The 16,452-nt window shown below is 63.1% G+C and carries 13 protein-coding genes and 1 other RNA gene; 4 read left to right on the forward strand and 10 right to left on the reverse strand.

Annotated elements, in window-relative coordinates; genetic code table 11:
- Positions 1-16 precede the first annotated feature (16 nt).
- Genes X739_RS163260 through mraZ form a run of 4 tightly spaced genes read right to left on the reverse strand, consistent with a single transcriptional unit; the run spans position 17 to position 3,624 of the window.
- The gene (locus X739_RS163260) at positions 17-1,741 is read right to left on the reverse strand and encodes a penicillin-binding protein 2 (RefSeq protein ID WP_023769659.1); all 1,725 of its coding nucleotides are present in this window, start codon (positions 1,739-1,741) and stop codon (positions 17-19) included.
- Entirely contained in the window at positions 1,738-2,133 is a 396-nt protein-coding gene (locus tag X739_RS163255; protein WP_023769658.1) for a hypothetical protein, read from the reverse strand. The genes X739_RS163260 and X739_RS163255 overlap by 4 nt, the downstream gene beginning before the upstream one ends.
- 4 nt (positions 2,134-2,137) lie before the next feature.
- On the reverse strand, positions 2,138-3,154 hold the full coding sequence (rsmH, locus tag X739_RS163250) for a 16S rRNA (cytosine(1402)-N(4))-methyltransferase RsmH (RefSeq protein ID WP_023769657.1): 1,017 nt from the start codon (positions 3,152-3,154) through the stop codon (positions 2,138-2,140).
- Positions 3,151-3,624 (reverse strand): division/cell wall cluster transcriptional repressor MraZ, encoded by a 474-nt coding sequence (mraZ, locus tag X739_RS163245; RefSeq protein ID WP_023769656.1) that lies wholly within the window; start codon positions 3,622-3,624, stop codon positions 3,151-3,153. Before mraZ ends, rsmH begins: the two co-directional genes overlap by 4 nt.
- Positions 3,625-4,033: 409 nt before the next feature.
- On the opposite strand from mraZ, the gene X739_RS163240 reads away from it, so the two are divergent.
- Positions 4,034-5,149: a cystathionine gamma-lyase gene (locus tag X739_RS163240; RefSeq protein ID WP_023792186.1), complete on the forward strand. Its 1,116-nt coding sequence runs from the start codon at positions 4,034-4,036 to the stop codon at positions 5,147-5,149.
- A 191-nt stretch (positions 5,150-5,340) separates the two neighbouring features.
- On the opposite strand, the gene rnpB is transcribed toward X739_RS163240, so the two are convergent.
- From rnpB to X739_RS163220, 5 genes are all read right to left on the reverse strand, one after another.
- Positions 5,341-5,740: RNase P RNA component class A (gene rnpB, locus X739_RS1000000167040), an RNA gene on the reverse strand.
- A 65-nt stretch (positions 5,741-5,805) separates the two neighbouring features.
- Positions 5,806-6,570, reverse strand: a complete 765-nt coding sequence (locus X739_RS163235; protein WP_023769653.1) for a transglycosylase SLT domain-containing protein — start codon at positions 6,568-6,570, stop codon at positions 5,806-5,808.
- 211 nt (positions 6,571-6,781) lie between these two features.
- Positions 6,782-7,537 carry an N-acetylmuramoyl-L-alanine amidase gene (locus X739_RS163230; protein WP_023792190.1) on the reverse strand — a complete coding sequence of 252 codons (756 nt, stop codon included), beginning with the start codon at positions 7,535-7,537 and terminating at the stop codon, positions 6,782-6,784.
- Positions 7,534-8,253 carry a DnaJ family molecular chaperone gene (locus tag X739_RS163225; RefSeq protein ID WP_023769650.1) on the reverse strand — a complete coding sequence of 240 codons (720 nt, stop codon included), beginning with the start codon at positions 8,251-8,253 and terminating at the stop codon, positions 7,534-7,536. The genes X739_RS163230 and X739_RS163225 overlap by 4 nt, the downstream gene beginning before the upstream one ends.
- A 161-nt stretch (positions 8,254-8,414) precedes the next feature.
- Positions 8,415-8,627: a hypothetical protein gene (locus X739_RS163220; protein ID WP_023769649.1), complete on the reverse strand. Its 213-nt coding sequence runs from the start codon at positions 8,625-8,627 to the stop codon at positions 8,415-8,417.
- Between the two features lie 184 nt (positions 8,628-8,811).
- Between X739_RS163220 and X739_RS163215 the strand changes: the two genes are divergently transcribed.
- Genes X739_RS163215 through X739_RS163205 form a run of 3 tightly spaced genes read left to right on the forward strand, consistent with a single transcriptional unit; the run spans position 8,812 to position 14,455 of the window.
- Entirely contained in the window at positions 8,812-12,444 is a 3,633-nt protein-coding gene (locus X739_RS163215) for a hydantoinase B/oxoprolinase family protein (RefSeq protein WP_023792195.1), read from the forward strand.
- A 32-nt stretch (positions 12,445-12,476) separates the two neighbouring features.
- On the forward strand, positions 12,477-13,775 hold the full coding sequence (locus X739_RS163210) for a DUF3419 family protein (protein WP_031251926.1): 1,299 nt from the start codon (positions 12,477-12,479) through the stop codon (positions 13,773-13,775).
- Positions 13,772-14,455, forward strand: coding sequence for a class I SAM-dependent methyltransferase (locus tag X739_RS163205; RefSeq protein ID WP_023792202.1), 684 nt, complete (start codon positions 13,772-13,774; stop codon positions 14,453-14,455). Before X739_RS163210 ends, X739_RS163205 begins: the two co-directional genes overlap by 4 nt.
- 436 nt (positions 14,456-14,891) lie before the next feature.
- Here X739_RS163205 and X739_RS163200 read toward each other — a convergent pair whose 3' ends face one another.
- Positions 14,892-16,271 (reverse strand): serine hydrolase, encoded by a 1,380-nt coding sequence (locus X739_RS163200; RefSeq protein ID WP_023792205.1) that lies wholly within the window; start codon positions 16,269-16,271, stop codon positions 14,892-14,894.
- Between the last annotated feature and the right edge of the window lie 181 nt (positions 16,272-16,452).

The raw sequence follows: 16,452 nt of genomic DNA on the forward strand, positions 1-16,452 counted from the left end.
CGGCGCGCCCTAAGAATCACTGATAGGAAACCAGCGTTGCACCATTTTCATGGCTGAAATCTGGCTTCACGCCAAGCATGGCCGCTGAACGCCTGATAATATTGCCGGCCATAACCCCGGCATTGTTGGCGGCGACGTCGGTCATCCCAGGCTTTTCCGGATGCGGGGCGTCGGCGATCGTGAACACCAGATATTGCGGATCGTCCATCGGAAAGGCGGCGACAAAGGTGTTGAAATTCAACTCCTTCGAGTAACGGCCGTTGATGACCTTCTCGGCCGTGCCGGTCTTGCCGCCGACGCGGTAGCCGGGAACGCGGGCGTTTCTGGCCGAACCCTTCTCGGCGTTGAGCGAATAGAGGTAGCGCATGCCCTCGACAGTCTTTTCGGCAACCACTTTCTTGGCCGCCGCCATCGCGTCCTCTTGGCTGCGGACCAGGAATGTCGGCTGCATAAGGAAGCCGCCATTGACCAGCGCCGCGCAGCCGACAGCCGCTTGCAGCGGCGTCGTCGACACGCCATGGCCAAAGGCGATGGTGAACGAATTGACCTGCTTCCAGACTTTCGGTTCGGTCGGGCGGGCGACTTCAGGCAGTTCGGTCTGCATCTTCTCCAGGATGCCGAGGCGATGCAGGAATTCGCGGTGCGCCTCGATGCCGACCAGCTCTGCTTCCCTGGCCGATCCGATGTTGGACGAATAGAGGAACACCTCGGGCAACGACAGCACACGGTTCTTGCCGTGGAAATCGTGGATGGCCTGGTGGCCGACGCGGATTGGATGCGAAGCGTCGAAGCGGCTCGACATCGTCGCCTTGCCGGAATCAAGCGCCATGGCCGAGGTGAAGCTCTTGAATGTCGAGCCCATTTCATAGAGCCCAGCCGACATCCGGTTGAGCCGGTCCTTGTCCTGCGCATTGTAGGGGTTGTTCGGATCGAAATCCGGCACCGAGGCCATGGCCACCACTTCGCCGGTCTTGACGTTGAGCACGACAGCGCCCGCGCCCATGGCGCGATAGCGTTCCAGGCCGGCGGCGATCTCGTCGCGCACCACATGCTGGATGCGCAGGTCGATCGAAAGCTTCACCGGCCTGAGATCCTTCGCCACCGCCAGGCCCGACGCCTGCAGGTCGCTCAGGCCCTGCTCATCGATATATTTCTCCATGCCGGAGATGCCCTGGTTGTCGATGTTGGTCAGGCCGACAACGTAGGACGAGGTTTCGCCGCTTGGATAGAAACGGCGCTTTTCGGTGCGGAAGCCAAAACCGGGAATGCCGAGCTGCATGATGTCGGCCTGCTGCTTGGGCGTCAGCTGCCGCTGCAGCCAGACGAAGCCGGCGCCGCTCTTCAGCTTGTGATAGGTCTGCTCGTAGTCGATTTCGGGCAGCACCGTCGACAGCTTCTCGATCGCCTCGTCGGCATCGACGATGCGGCGCGGCTCGGCGAACAGCGACGCCGTCTTGATGTCGGTGGCCAGCACTTCGCCGTTGCGGTCGACAATGTCAGGCCGCGAGGCGGTCACCCGGCTCTGCGGGCCGCCCGACAGGTCGGGTGTCTGGAAACCGAGATAGACCAGCCGCCCCGATATGGTCGAGAAGATGCCGAAGAACACCGCCATCGTCATCACGATGCGCGCCTTGCCCTTGCCGCCAGTCGCCTTGCGGGCGCCTTCGACCACGATCGATCTTTCCTCGCCCGTCCTGGCGCGGCTTACCGACGCGAAGCGCTTCAGCAGTTTGCCGATCATTGGGCAATATCTCCGGTCACGACGGGATCCTTGTCGCCTGAAGGCGCCTTGTCGGAATTGTCGGCCATGGCGCCCTGGCGCCCGTTCAGGATGTCCTGGATATCGAGGGCCTTGGCCGGCAGGTCGCCCAGGCCCACGATCTGGCGGGCACTGACCGGCTCCAGCGCGAGCTGCGCTTTATAGAGTTCGGCCAGCTTCTGCAGGCGCGACGGCTGGGTGAGCAGGCTCCAGTCGGCTTTGAGCAGGTCGATCGTGTCCTCCTCGTAACGTATCTCAGCGTGGATCTTCTGCACGGCCGCCAACTGGTCCTCGGCCTCGCGCTTGGCCTTGTAGGTCAGGGCGGCCGCCGAAACCATGACGGCGATCAGGACTATGTCGCTGGTACGAAACACGTGCTTACCTCTCCCCCGGCCGGTCGATGCCGGGAAGCTTTGGAAGGCCGAAAATCGAAAAATCGTCGCCCCGCGCCGGAGCCTCGGTGCGGATCGCGGCACGCAGCCTGGCCGAGCGGGCGCGTGGGTTGGCCGCAACCTCGGCGTCGCCTGCGGTCACCCCGCCACCAGCCTTGCGGAATGTCGCGGTGCGCGCCTGCGCCTCCGGCATGTGGCGCGAGCCGGTCATGGCGTCGGCGCGGTCGGCGATGAAGCGCTTGACGATACGGTCTTCCAGTGAATGGAACGTCACCACGGCGAGCCGTCCACCAGGCTTCAGCACGCGTTCGGCCGCGAACAGCGCCCTGGCCAGTTCGCCGAGCTCGTCATTGACGAAGATGCGTAGCGCCTGGAAGACGCGGGTCGCCGGATGAATCTTGTCCTTCGGCGCGCGTCCGATATGGGTTTCGATCGCATCAGCGAGTTCCAGCGTGCGCTCGAATGGCCGTTTTTCCCGGCGCGCCTCGATCATGCGGGCGATGCGGCCGGCGTGACGCTCTTCGCCGAGGAAGCCGAAGATGCGGGCAAGGTCGCCCGGCTTGAAACTGTTGACGACATCGGCAGCACTCAGGCCCGCCTGCGCCATGCGCATGTCGAGCGGTCCGTCGCTGCGGAAGGAAAAGCCACGCTCGGCCTGGTCGAGTTGCATGGAGGAAACGCCGATGTCGAGCACGACGCCATCGGCGCTTTCTACCTTGTCGTCGAGCGTCGAGAATGGCGCCTGCACCAGCTTCAGCCGGCCGCCGGATTGCGCCTCGAGGTCGCGCCCGGCCGCGATCGCATCTGGATCGCGGTCGATGGCAATCACGGACGCGCCCGTCGCCAGGATGGCCTTGGTGTAGCCGCCGGCGCCGAACGTGCCGTCGATGACGATGTCGCCCTCCGCCGGCGCCAGCGCTTCCAGCACTTCGCCAAGCAGGACCGGAATGTGGCGGACCGATCCGCCAACGGCGTTGACATCATCGCCGTGGTCCACCGTCATTCCGGTCGCTCCCCGGCCTTGGCCTCGTGAGCCTTCGTCCCCTGCCGAAGCTGCAAAAGCCTGGCACGCGCCTGCGCCCCATAGGTCGCTAGCCGTCCCGGCTCCCATATCTGAAAGAAATTGCCGCGCCCGACAAAGGCCACCTCCGCGGAAATGCCGGTATGTTCGCGAATGAAATCGGTCATGGTGATGCGGCCGTCCTGGTCGAGTTTCAGGAACGCTCCGTCGCCATGGCAGAAGAACGACATGTCGTCCGCGGTCCGCAGGAACGGGTCTTCCTGCGCGATGCGTTGCTCGTAGCGGTCGAGCAGATCGAGCCCGCCGACATCCATCGAAGGCAGGTCCAGGCAACGCAACGCGTAGAGTTCCGAATAGCCGCGCTTCTGCACCACGGCACGGAAATGCGCCGGCACGGACACCCGCCCCTTCACATCGATCCTGCTCACCGTGTTCGACAGAAACCGGTCCATCACACGTTGCGGCCGCCTGCGCAGCCGCACCCCTCTTCATCGTGTCGTACGCGCCACCGCAGCGCTGCGTCTGCCCCGCACCAACCCCGTCCACACGGGCGAAAATCTGCAAACGCGCAGCCGCCGCGGCTGCCCGATTGGCGTACGCTTTACCCTGACGCGGAACGAAGGCTTTGATGTCGAAATGGGATATCATGGGGCACTATGGGCGTCAACGGGAATAGGGCTTCGCAACCATGCGCATCACGCCCGTGAGAAAGGCTGTGACGGCACGTTTCGTCTTTATGGTCTATTAAGCCTAACGAACCGTTTAGAGCCTCGCTGGTCCAAGTGGAGATGCCTTGCCGCGAGCCGCGGCCGGGCATAGCGTCTCCCCCATCTCACCGATCGCCAAGGGATTTGAAACTCGATGTCTGAAACTGCCAGATCGCGCGCCGCGGCCCTTCCCCATTTGCGTCGCAGCGGGTTTGCCATGGGCGATTCCATTCCCCTGCCACTGACCATGGCCGCCATCTTTCATGCGCCGGGCGATGCCACCGGCTTCAATCAGTACGGCCGTTTCAGCAACCCGACATGGGATGCCGTCGAACACATGTTGTCCCATTTGGAAGACGCGCCCTGCGTCGGTTTTCCCTCGGGAATGGCAGCGATCTCGGCGGCATTCTTTGCCGTGCTCAAGGCCGGCGACCATGTCCTGCTGCCTTCGGACGGCTATCACACCACCAGGGCGCTGGCTGATCGCTTCCTGAAACCGCTCGGCGTCTCCTACGATGTGCGGCCGACATCGACTTTCCTCGACGGCGGTTTTGCGGGCTACCGCCTGGCGTTCGTCGAAACGCCGGCCAATCCGGGGCTGGACATCTGCGATATCGCCGCTGTCGCCGATGCCGTCCACAAGGCCGGCGCGCTGCTGGTGGTCGACAACACGACGATGACGCCGTTCGGCCAGCGTCCTCTCGATCACGGTGCCGATATCGTTGTCGCCGCCGACACCAAGGCACCCAATGGCCATTCCGACGTGCTGTTCGGACATGTTGCCAGCCGCAATGCGGATATCATCGCAGCCGTGACCGGCTGGCGCGAGGTCTCGGGCAGCATCCCCGGGCCGTTCGAAGCCTGGCTGGTGCATCGCGGCCTGGAAACATTGGATGTGCGCTTCGACCGCATGTGTTCGTCGGCGGAAGTGATCGCGCGGCGCCTGCAAGGCCATCGGGCGATCAACGGCTTGCGCTATCCCGGCCTGGAAGGCGATCCCTCGCACAATCTTGCCCGCGCCCAGATGGAGCGCTTCGGCTTCCTCATCTCCTTCGAACTTGCTTCGGAGCAGAAAGCCGAGGACTTCATCAACAATTGCGACCTGATGCAGGCCGCAACCTCCTTCGGCGGCGTCCACAGCTCGGCCGAACGGCGCTTGAAGCGAGGTGACGCGGTTCCGGCTGGCTTCGTTCGCCTGTCGGTCGGTTGTGAGCCGGTGGAAGAACTCTGGAAGGCGATCGAGGCCTCGCTGGACAGGATCAGCGACTGAACGGGCTGATCACGACCCGAGGTCGTCGGCTTCGATGTTGCGATGGCCGTGCAGCACGCGAAATATTTCGATTGCGTCGCCGCGGGCCCGATCCAAGGTGAGATATTCGCCGACAATCAGATGGCGTATGCCGGGCGCTATGGCGCAACCTTCCGGTACCAAAGGCTTAATCCCAGATGTCGTGGAGAGAAACTGCCAGCTGGCCTGTAAGCCGGGTTTTGTATGGCCCTCGCCCCTTGCGACGCGAGAACGTGGCGGCCATTCATCTTGGGCGCATGTTGCCATGCGCCTCACGCAACCTACCCGGACGGTGGGCCGGAAACAGCCCTCGAGGGTTTCCCCTCGCACCGCCCCTATTCGGTCTTGCTCCCGGTGGGGTTTACCGTGCCGCTCCTGTTGCCAGTCGCGCGGTGGGCTCTTACCCCACCCTTTCACCCTTACCCCGACAAAGTCGTGGCGGTTTGCTTTCTGTGGCACTTTCCCTGGGGTCGCCCCCGCCGGCCATTAACCGGCACCGTGTTTCCATGGAGCCCGGACTTTCCTCACCCGCGGCCTTTCGGCGTTTGCGGGTGCGGCCGCCCGGCCAGCTGGCAGGGCCTATAAAGGGGTTAACACCGCAAAACGCAACCGAAAAAGCCAGCCGTGGTCGGTTCTTATCAAGCCGGTGCCCCGACAGCCGCCAACTGAACCTTGACCTTACTGCAATAGGCCGCCGAAACCGGGTTCATGCGGGTGGCGCCATGGCCGGCATTGTATTTCAGGATGGTGCCGCAGGTCGTGCCGCCGCCGAGGTCGCGCGCCATGGCGAGATACTTCATGCCGTATTTGATGTTGGTGTCGGGATCGAACAGGCCCTTGGCCGACCCGCTGTAACCCATCATGCGCGCGGTTGCCGGCTTGATCTGCATCAGTCCGATCTCGCCGGCGCCGCCGACCATGTTCGGCCGGTAGTTGCTCTCGATCTTGATCACGGCCTGGGCCAGCGACGCCGGAACCCCGTAGGTCGCCGCGTATCGGCCGACAATCGCGGAATACTGGCCGCCGCTCGTCACCGCCTCGGTCGCCGCAGCGACGTTGCCGAGACCGATCGATGCCGTCGTCGTCATGTCCACGGTTTTGCGGCCGCGCTTTGCCTGCCTCTGGACGGAGGATTTCCCTGCTTTGGTCCAACTAGCCTTGGTCCCACTTGCCTTGGTCCCACTTGCCTTGGCCCAGCTTGCCTTTTCCACTTTCGCGGAAGCCTGCTTCGTCGTCGCCTTCGCACTCTTGCTGCTTTTGGCCGAAATGGCCTTGCCTTTGGCGGATGCCGCGACGAGACCCTGGTCGGCCCGTGGACTTAACGGCGCGGCGTCTGCCGCACTGAAGGCAAAACTCATTACCCCGGCAGCAAGAGCTGCCGTTAAACCGGTCAATTTCTGCATGTGATCCTGTTCTGTTGGGGCCACGCGAAGATGTTCGCGTGGCATCGCTTGATCAATATCGGAACACCCGGGGGATGGATGTCCGACAAACTGTACGAAACGCCCTTTGAAGCCCGATTTGGCGTCAATGAAGGCGAGGCAAGTCACTTTCAGTGACAGTTTGTAACTTTATGACCGGGAAGGATTACTTGGACCGGCTCTTGACCTGAGGTCAATTCCTCACGGAAGCAAGCAGTTTCTGCAGCGTGCGCATCGTCGAGCCGTCGGCGATTCCATCGATCCGGCGCGGTCGAAAATGCCGTTGAAAGGCCTCGACGACAATTCGTGTCCGGTCGTCGAAAACGCCCGATATCTCGACGCCATAGCCATAAAGCGACAGCATCGACTGCAGCGTCTCCACATCGGCACCGCGGTCACCGGGCTTCAGCGCGGCTCCGCGCCTGACGGGAGCGGCCGGCACCAGATGGCCGACGCCAGCCTCGAACAGTGCCGCCCAGGGGAACTTCTCGCCGGGATCGATCTTGCGCCCCGGCGCCACGTCGGAGTGCGCCAGCACCCGCTCGGCGGCGATCGCGTGCCGCGCGGCAATCCCCTTGCACAGCTCGATGACCACCGCGATCTGACGTTTCGGAAAGCCGGGATAGCCGAGTGAATGGCCGGGATTGACGATTTCGATGCCGACCGAGCAGGAATTGATGTCGGTGCGTCCGAACCAGGAACTCTGGCCGGCGTGCCACGCGCGATCGCTTTCCCGGACCATCTGCACGATGTGACCATTCTCGTGGACGAGATAGTGCGACGAGACTTCACTCGCCGGGTCGCACAGCCAGGCTTCGGCCCCAGCCCCGGTTGCCATGCCCGTGTAGTGCAGCACAATCATGTCGGGCTTCTGCGCATCGCGCCTTGGCCCGAAATTCGGCGATACCCTGACCTCGGCGTTCGGCTCATCGGGCAGGAAGCCGCTCATGCGTGCCGCAGGCCCCGCTCGATCATCTCGTAGGCGGCGTTGATCGCCGCGACCCTGGTCGTCGCGATCTTGATGAATTCCTGCGGCAGCCCGCGCGCGATCAGCCTATCCGGGTGGTTGTCCGACACCAGCTTGCGATAGCGTTTCCTGACCTCCTCGAACGGCTTGCCCCGCTCGATGCCGAGGACGAGATAGGGGTCGCCGGCACCAAGATTGACGTGCCGCGCCATGATCGATTCGTAGTGCGTCTCGTCGATACGGAAGATCTCGGCGATACGGTGCAGGAAGATGCCTTCGCGCTCATGCACCAGCCCATCGGCCTTGGCGATGTGGAACAGGCCGTCGAGTATGTCTTCCAGCATCACGCAATTGGAGTGCCCGGAGCCGCAGAGCTGCGCCATGCGCTCGGCATAGGTTTCGAAACCGGCGACGTCCCGCTGGGCCAGATCGAACAGCCGCGCGACGTTGCGCGTCTCCTTCGGCGGCACTTCGAAGATTTCCTGGAAGGCGCGCACCTCATCCTGGGTGACGATGCCATCTGCCTTGGCCATCTTGGCCGACAGCGCGATCATCGCCACAGAGAAGGCAATGCGGCGGCGCAGGTCTGCATCGCCGGAGAAAACCGTGCGCACAGCTTCGACCACGTCGGCGACGCCTGATGTGGTTGACGACGAAACCCGCGTGATGAAGTCGCCGAGGCGATCCCAAATCGACATGGCCAGCTTCATAGAGCCAACCGGTCCCCGCTATCAAGCCATTAACGGCCTCTCTTTTTCGGGCCCCTGACCAGAGACGATCGACGGTCCCGAGCGCGGTCTCCACGAGAAAAGGCCGGCATGAAGCCGGCCTTCCTCCCAAGACACTTACTGCTTACAAACTACTGCGCGGGCGCAGGAGCGGGCGTTGCCGGAGCCGGCTCGGCAGGCTTGGTCGAATTATCGGCCGGGGCCGCAGGCTTCATCGGCTGCTCGGCAACCGGCGGATTGGTGCTCTGCGTTGTGGTGTTGTCAGTGCCTTTGCCGCTGTCGCTGCAGGCCGCGACACCCAGCAGGGCAAGGGCGGACACCGAAGCAAGAATGAGCTTTTTCATTACGTCTCTCCTTCAACACACGTTCACGTTGCGGTGAACGGTCGAAGGAGAAATGCTCTGGACGGCCACGGGTTTCATAACGTTCCGTTTCCGCCTGTAACATCAATGGCATGCAGGCGACATTGCTGCCGGCGCTTCGGCGCTTTAACAACGACTCCGGAAACGAAATACCGGAGACAGCCGCATGACCGCGAAATGGGATTTCTGGATCGATCGCGGCGGCACCTTCACCGATATTATCGGCCGCGACCCGCAAGGCGGGCTGCATCCGCGCAAGTTGCTATCGGAGAATCCTGAAGCCTATGCCGATGCGGCCATTCAGGGCATCCGCGACCTGCTCGACCTTGAAGCGGCCGCCGCGATCCCGTCCAGCCTGATCGGCGACATCAAGATGGGCACGACGGTGGCGACCAACGCCCTCCTGGAGCGCAAGGGCGACCGCGTGTTGTTGCTCATCACCAAGGGGTTTCGCGATGCGCTAGGGATTGCGTACCAGGCGCGACCGGACATTTTCGCCAAGGAGATCATCCTTCCCGAACAGCTTTATGAGCGCGTCATCGAGGTCGACGAGCGCGTGCTCGCCGACGGCTGCGTCGAACGGCTGCTCGACATATCAGCCTGCCGGCCGGCCATGGAACAAGCGAAAGCGGATGGCATCGACGCGGTGGCGATCGTCTTCATGCATGCCTGGAAATACCCCGATCACGAGAAGGCGGTGGCCAAGGTCTGCCGCAAGCTTGGTTTCGGCCAGGTCTCGGTCAGCCACGAGGTCTCGCCGTTGATCAAGCTGGTCGGCCGCGGCGACACCGCGGTGGTCGACGCCTATCTGTCACCAATCCTCTCCCGCTATGTGCAAAGGGTGGCGGGAGAGCTGGGTGCGGCGGGAGAAAACAACGGATTCCCCCGCCTGATGTTCATGATGTCTTCTGGCGGGCTCACCGCCGCCGACATGTTCCAGGGCAAGGACGCACTGCTGTCGGGCCCGGCCGGCGGCGTGGTCGGCATGGTCGAGACGGCGAAGCTCGCCGGTTTCGACAAGGTCATCGGCTTCGACATGGGCGGCACGTCCACCGACGTCGCCCACTATGACGGCGAGTATGAACGGGCCTTCGACACCGAAGTGGCTGGTGTGCGCGTCCGCGCGCCGATGATGCGCATCCACACGGTCGCCGCCGGCGGCGGCTCGATCCTGCACTACGAGGCCGGCCGTTTCCGCGTCGGACCGGACTCCGCGGGCGCCAATCCCGGCCCCGCCGCCTACCGGCGAGGCGGCCCGCTGGCGGTGACCGATGCCAACGTGATGCTCGGCAAGCTGCAGCCCGACTTCTTCCCGTCGATCTTCGGTTCCCGCCAGGACGCACCGCTCGACGCGGAAACCGTGCGTGCGAAATTCGCGGCACTTGCCGCCGAGATCGGCGATGGCCGGCCGCCCGAATCGGTCGCCGAGGGCTTCGTCACCATCGCGGTCGAGAACATGGCCAATGCGATCAAGAAGATTTCCGTGCAGCGCGGTTACGACATCACCGAATATCTCCTGAACTGCTTCGGCGGCGCCGGCGGACAGCACGCGTGCCTGGTCGCGGACGCGCTTGGCATGGAGGCCGTGCTGATCCATCCCTTCTCCGGCCTGCTTTCGGCCTATGGCATCGGGCTGGCCTCGGTGTTCGCCTCGCGCCAGCAGGCGCTGCTCAAGCCGCTCGCCGAAGAGTCCATAACGGAGATTGGCGACCTCATCGCCACCTTGAAAAAGGCCGTTATCGCGGAGCTGGCGGCGCAAGGCATCGCCGAGGCCGCGGTTGCCACCAGGCCGGTGCTGCACATTCGCTATGACGGCACCGACACGACCCTCCCGGTGAATTTTGAGAACGATTCGATTTTCCAGGCAAAGCGCGATTTCGAAATCGCCCACAAAGCGCAATTCGGTTTCGTCTATGACGCCAAACCGATGATGGTCGAGACCGTCGGCGTCGAGGGCACCGAAACCGGCCAGACCAGCGCCGAGGCCCATGCGCCTGCCGGACCGGCAACGATCCATCCAGCCGCTTCCGAGACCCGGCGTATCTACACGGAGGGCCAGTGGCATGAAGCTGGCGTCTACCGTCGCGAGACCCTGGGACCGTCCAATCTGGTCGCCGGCCCCGCTTTGATCATCGAGCCGAACCAGACCATCGTCGTCGAGCCGGGCTGGCGGGCCGAAATCACCGACCTCAATCACGTCGTCATACGCCGCACGGAAAAGAAAACGCGCGCCGCTGCCCTGGGCACGCAAGCCGATCCGGTGATGCTCGAAATCTTCAACAATCTCTTCATGTCGATCGCCGAGCAGATGGGCGTGACGCTGCAGAACACCGCCTATTCCGTCAACATCAAGGAAAGGCTGGATTTTTCCTGCGCCGTCTTCGACCACACCGGGGCGCTGGTCGCCAACGCGCCGCACATGCCGGTGCATCTCGGCTCCATGGATCGTTCGGTCGAAACCATCATCCGGCTGAACTCCAGCGACATCCATCCCGGGGACGTCTTTGCCTTGAATGCCCCCTATAATGGCGGCACGCATCTACCCGACATCACCGTGGTGACACCGGTGTACGACGACATCAGGAAAAACATCCTCTTCTGGGCGGCCTCGCGCGGCCACCATGCCGACATTGGCGGCACCGCCCCGGGCTCGATGACGCCGCTCGCCACCACGGTCGACGAGGAAGGCGTTCTGTTCGACAACTTCCGTATCGTCGACCGTGGAAAATTCCGCGAGACGGAGTTGCATACGCTGCTCACCGATCATCGCTACCCCGCCCGCAACCCGCACCAGAACATCGCCGACCTCAAGGCACAGATTGCCGCCAACGAGAAGGGCGTCGCCGAACTGCGCAAGATGGTCTCCCATTTCGGACTCGACGTCGTCGAGGCCTATATGGGCCATGTCCAGGACAATGCCGCCGAGAGCGTGCGCCGCGTGCTGGAGCGGCTGCCGGACACGTCGGAATATGAATATCCGACCGATACCGGCCAGGTCATCAAGGTGAAGATCACGGTCGACCGGCAAAAGCGGGAGGCGACCGTCGATTTCACCGGCACGTCGCCTGTCATGAAGAACAATTTCAACGCGCCCGAACCGGTCGCTCGGGCCGCCGTGCTCTACGCCTTCCGCGTCATGGTCGAGGACATGATCCCGATGAACGCCGGCTGCCTCAGGCCGATCAACATCGTCATTCCCGACGGCTGTATGCTGAAGCCGGCCTACCCTGCCGCCGTCGTCGCCGGCAATGTCGAGACCTCGCAGCACGTAACCAATGCGCTGTTCGGCGCCATGGGGGCGATGGCCAATGCGCAAGGCACGATGAACAACCTGACTTTCGGCAACAAGAAATACCAATATTACGAGACCATCTGTTCGGGCTCGCCGGCCGGCCATATGAACTCCGGCCGCGGCTTTGGCGGCACCTCCGGCGTGCACACCCATATGACCAATTCGCGCCTAACCGATCCGGAGGTGCTTGAACTGCGCTTCCCCGTGGTGCTGGAGGATTTTCACATTCGCCAGGGATCCGGCGGCAAGGGCAAATGGAACGCCGGCGACGGCACCAGACGCACCATCCGCTTCCTGGAGAAAATGGAATGCGCCATCCTCTCCTCACACCGCAACCGGCCGCCGCAAGGGCTGGATGGGGGCGGCGACGGCGAGGTCGGCTCGACCAAGGTCCGCCGCAACGACGGCACGGTCGACGTGCTGAAAGCCTGCGACCAGACCGTGCTCGACGCTGGCGAGGCCGTCATCGTGACGACGCCGACGCCGGGCGGGTTTGGCAAGCTGTAAGGGAGACGTCAACAGGCTGTCACCGGCCTGTCATGACCCTGGGTTACCCGCTTGCGGCAAAGCAAATGGGGAATCACTTTGCCATGACGGACGTCTCCTCGGATCTGGTTTTTCGCCGCGGCAAGGAAGTTGGAAAAGCGGTCTACCAGAACCGCGCGCTTTCGAAAGCCGGCATCTCGGAGCGGCTGTTCGCCTTCCTGTTTTCCGGCCTCGTTTATCCACAGATCTGGGAAGACCCTGACGTCGACATGGACGCGATGCAGCTTGGCCAAGGTCATCGCGTCGTCACCATCGCTTCCGGCGGCTGCAACATCCTGGCCTACCTTACCCGCTCGCCGGCACGGATCGACGCCGTCGACCTCAACGCCGCCCACATCGCGCTGAACCGGATGAAGCTGGAGGCGGTCCGCCATCTGCCTTCGCAGGGCGACCTCTTTCGTTTCTTCGGCGCCGCCGACACCAGTCACAATTCCGAGGCCTACGACCGCTTCATCGCCCCGCATCTCGATGCGGTCAGCCGCCACTATTGGGAACACCGCAACTTGCGCGGCCGCCGGCGCATTGGCGTTTTCGACCGCAATTTCTACCAGACCGGCCTGCTTGGCCTGTTCATCGCCATGGGCCATCGCACGGCGAAGTTCTTCGGCGTCAACCCGGCCCGCATGATGGAAGCCAGAAATATCGGCGAACAGCGCCGCTTCTTCAACGAGGAACTGGCGCCAGTCTTCGAGAGGAAGCTGCTGAAATGGGCAACGTCGCGCAAGGCTTCGCTGTTCGGCCTCGGCATTCCGCCGGCGCAGTATGATTCGCTGATCACCTCCGGCGACGGCACCATGGCCAGCGTGCTGAAGGCCCGGCTGGAAAAGCTTGCCTGCGACTTCCCCTTGGAAAACAACTATTTCGCCTGGCAGGCCTTTGCTCGCCGCTACCCGGAACCAGGCGAGGCCGCCCTGCCCGCCTATCTGGAAAAGCACAACTACGACACCATCCGCGGCAATATCGACCGCGTCGCCATCCATCACGCCAACCTGATCGAATTCCTCGCTGGCAAGGATGCCGGCGCCGTCGACCGCTTCATCCTGCTCGACGCGCAGGACTGGATGACCGATGACCAGCTCAATGCACTGTGGTCGGAGATCACCCGCACCGCTTCGGCCGGCGCCCGTGTCATTTTCCGCACCGCCGCCGAGCCCAGCCTGCTGCCGGGCCGTGTCCCGACCTCTTTGCTCGACCAGTGGACCTATGAGAGTGATGCCTCGCGCGAATTCTCGGCCCGCGACCGCTCCGCCATCTATGGCGGCTTCCACCTCTATGTGAAGTGCGCGGCATGAGCACGACCGAGCTGCCGGCCCGCCCCGAATTCCAGGCCAACCATGCCGAACTGATGGACGGCGTCTATCGCTGGCAGCGCCACATCTACGACCTGACCCGCAAATACTATCTGCTTGGCCGCGACCGATTGATCGAGGGGCTGGACGTGCCACCCGGCGGCACCGTGCTGGAGCTCGGCTGCGGCACCGGCCGCAATATCATCCTCGCCGCCCGCGCCTATCCAGAAGGTCGCTTCTTCGGCCTCGATATTTCGGCCGAAATGCTGGAGACGGCAGGCGCCGCGGTTGCCCGCGATGGCCTGTCCGATCGCGTAGCGCTGGCAAGAGGTGATGCCACGGATTTCAACGCCAAAGCGCTGTTTGGCCAAGGCAGCTTCGACCGCATCTTCGTATCCTATTCGCTGTCGATGATCCCGGGCTGGGAGAAGACCGTATCGGCAGCACTTGCCGCGCTGGCCCCCATGGGCTCGCTGCACCTCGTCGATTTCGGCCAGCAGGAAGGTCTGCCAGGCTGGTTCCGCACCTTGCTGCGCGGCTGGCTGAAAAAATTCCACGTCGCGCCGCGCTCAACCCTGCGCGAAGTTCTTGAATCAGAATCGCGGCGAACCGGCGCAACCTTCGGTTTTCGTACGCTTTATCGCGGCTATGCCTGGCTGGCCGTGATCAAACCTGGCCTTTGACGGCCAGACACTCAGGAAAGCTGCTCAGCGGTTTTCCCGCCGCAATTTTACCGGTCAGGGCCAATCGACGCAACGGATGAAAGCCGGTATATTAGCGGTCTCTATTTTCTCTCAAGGAGGAGAGCATGAGTGCGCGGGGAATGCTTTCATTGGTTGCTTGCACGGTTTTCTTGAGCTCGTCCGCAATGAGCAATGCAAGCCTGGATATGCCAATCAGGTTTAGCGTTCCGCACCCTGGCAATACTGAAAGACAAAGCCAGCCGGCGAACCGATACCTTCAGACCGCGCAGCAGGATGTCTGCTGCCCGGGTGGTTATCCCTGGTATCGCAATTCAACAAATACCTGTTACGGGAACTACGAAGACTGCCACGATACCGATGGCGGAGGCTGGTCTTGCAGGCAGGTCAACGCCTGCTAGGGTCATAAGCGATTGGGCTAATGCAGCGCCTTCACCAGCGCACCCACCATCGTCTGCGGACGGTAGCCGAACTTGGCCGGCGTTAGCCCGAGCCGCACCACCACCAATTGCTCAGACGGAATAACGGCGACGGTCTGTCCGTCATGGCCCTCCATCCAATAAGTGTCCTTCGGCAGCCCGGCCGCGACGCCGGCGCCGGGATTTTCCTCGTCGCCCGGCGCTTCGATCCATAACTGGCCCTTGCCGTAGACTTTCGAGGAGGATGCCGGCTCGCGCATCCAGTCGACGAAGCCCACCGGCAGGATTTGGTTGCCGTTCCATATACCGCCCTGCAGCAGGAACTGGCCGAAGCGGGCCCAGTCATGCGCCGTGGCGTAGAGATAGGACGAGCCGACGAAAGTGCCCTGCTCGTCGGTCTCGAGCACCGCGCTATGCATGCCGAGTGGATCGAACAGCGCCATGCGCGGCCACATCAATGCCTTGGCCTTGTCGCCGATCGCGTCCTGCCAGAGGCGCGACAGCATCACCGCCGTGCCACTTGAATAGGAAAACGTCTTGCCGACCTCGCCGGTGAGGGGTTTGGTTGCGGCAAAGCCCGCCATGTCCGGTTCGAGATAGAGCATGCGCGTCACATCGGCGACGTCACCATAGTCTTCGTTGAACTCCAGCCCGCTCGACATCGCCATCATGTCGGCAAGGCTGATCGCGGCGCGGCCGTCGGCCTTCCATGGCGTGAACAGGCCCTTGTTGGTGACCGCCATCTTGCCGTCCTTGACCAGCGTGCCGACGATGGCGGCGTTGACGGTCTTGGTCATCGACCAGCCGAGCAGCGGCGTCTTTTCGGAGAAGCCGTCGCCATAGCGCTCAGCGACGACCCGTCCGTTCTTGACCACCACGACCGCGCGCACGCCGGTGCCGGTCATCGCGGCGTCCCCGACAATCTTCGAGACCTCGGGATTCTGCGAGGCATCGACCCGCTCGCCCTCGGGCCACAGCGCGTCCTGACTGGTCGGCGATGGCGGGGCATGGATTGCCGTGCGCCGCGCCTTGCCGACATCGCCGTCGGGAACCGAGGCGCAGCCCAGCCCGTCGCGGGCAACCGCCTCGCTCTTGCCGAGGAAGCCGAGCAGGCCGGCCGAAACCGTCCCCCGGTTCTTGTCGACCGAGACCCGCATCAAGCGCAGCAGCGGGTGGCCCGGCGCCTGCACATCGAGGGCCAGCACCTCGTTGGCGTCGCGGCCGGCGATGAAGACGTTGGAGCAGACGATCTTGGCCGAATAGCCCGAGCCGACGCGGATCAGTTCCGGCGGCGCGATATAGAGCCAGGCAAACAGCGCGGCGATTGCAAGCACGATCAAGCCAAGAAGCCATTTGACGACCTTGACGACGAACCGCATCCATTGCCTCCCAGGCATTCGCCTGACGTTTATGTCATCGAATTGCCGCCATTGCTTCCGCAAAATCTCGCCTCTTGTCGAGCGCCATAAACCAGATATCAACCATGATCGGCGATCACAGGGATGCATGTCGCCCAAAAGTGCGCAGCGGTTTTGGGACACGACATGCATGAAGAACGAT

The organism is Mesorhizobium sp. LNHC209A00 (assembly GCF_000502915.1).
Lineage (GTDB): Bacteria > Pseudomonadota > Alphaproteobacteria > Rhizobiales > Rhizobiaceae > Mesorhizobium.

What these genes read in the sequence shown, in the direction of transcription:
- X739_RS163260 (WP_023769659.1), bottom strand. Translation starts at nt 1,741, where the DNA reads ATGATCGGCAAACTGCTGAAGCGCTTCGCGTCGGTAAGCCGCGCCAGG.
- rsmH (WP_023769657.1), bottom strand. Translation starts at nt 3,154, where the DNA reads ATGACGGTGGACCACGGCGATGATGTCAACGCCGTTGGCGGATCGGTC.
- mraZ (WP_023769656.1), bottom strand. Translation starts at nt 3,624, where the DNA reads ATGGACCGGTTTCTGTCGAACACGGTGAGCAGGATCGATGTGAAGGGG.
- X739_RS163240 (WP_023792186.1), top strand. Translation starts at nt 4,034, where the DNA reads ATGTCTGAAACTGCCAGATCGCGCGCCGCGGCCCTTCCCCATTTGCGT.
- X739_RS163235 (WP_023769653.1), bottom strand. Translation starts at nt 6,570, where the DNA reads ATGCAGAAATTGACCGGTTTAACGGCAGCTCTTGCTGCCGGGGTAATG.
- X739_RS163230 (WP_023792190.1), bottom strand. Translation starts at nt 7,537, where the DNA reads ATGAGCGGCTTCCTGCCCGATGAGCCGAACGCCGAGGTCAGGGTATCG.
- X739_RS163225 (WP_023769650.1), bottom strand. Translation starts at nt 8,253, where the DNA reads ATGTCGATTTGGGATCGCCTCGGCGACTTCATCACGCGGGTTTCGTCG.
- X739_RS163220 (WP_023769649.1), bottom strand. Translation starts at nt 8,627, where the DNA reads ATGAAAAAGCTCATTCTTGCTTCGGTGTCCGCCCTTGCCCTGCTGGGT.
- X739_RS163215 (WP_023792195.1), top strand. Translation starts at nt 8,812, where the DNA reads ATGACCGCGAAATGGGATTTCTGGATCGATCGCGGCGGCACCTTCACC.
- X739_RS163210 (WP_031251926.1), top strand. Translation starts at nt 12,477, where the DNA reads ATGACCCTGGGTTACCCGCTTGCGGCAAAGCAAATGGGGAATCACTTT.
- X739_RS163205 (WP_023792202.1), top strand. Translation starts at nt 13,772, where the DNA reads ATGAGCACGACCGAGCTGCCGGCCCGCCCCGAATTCCAGGCCAACCAT.
- X739_RS163200 (WP_023792205.1), bottom strand. Translation starts at nt 16,271, where the DNA reads ATGCGGTTCGTCGTCAAGGTCGTCAAATGGCTTCTTGGCTTGATCGTG.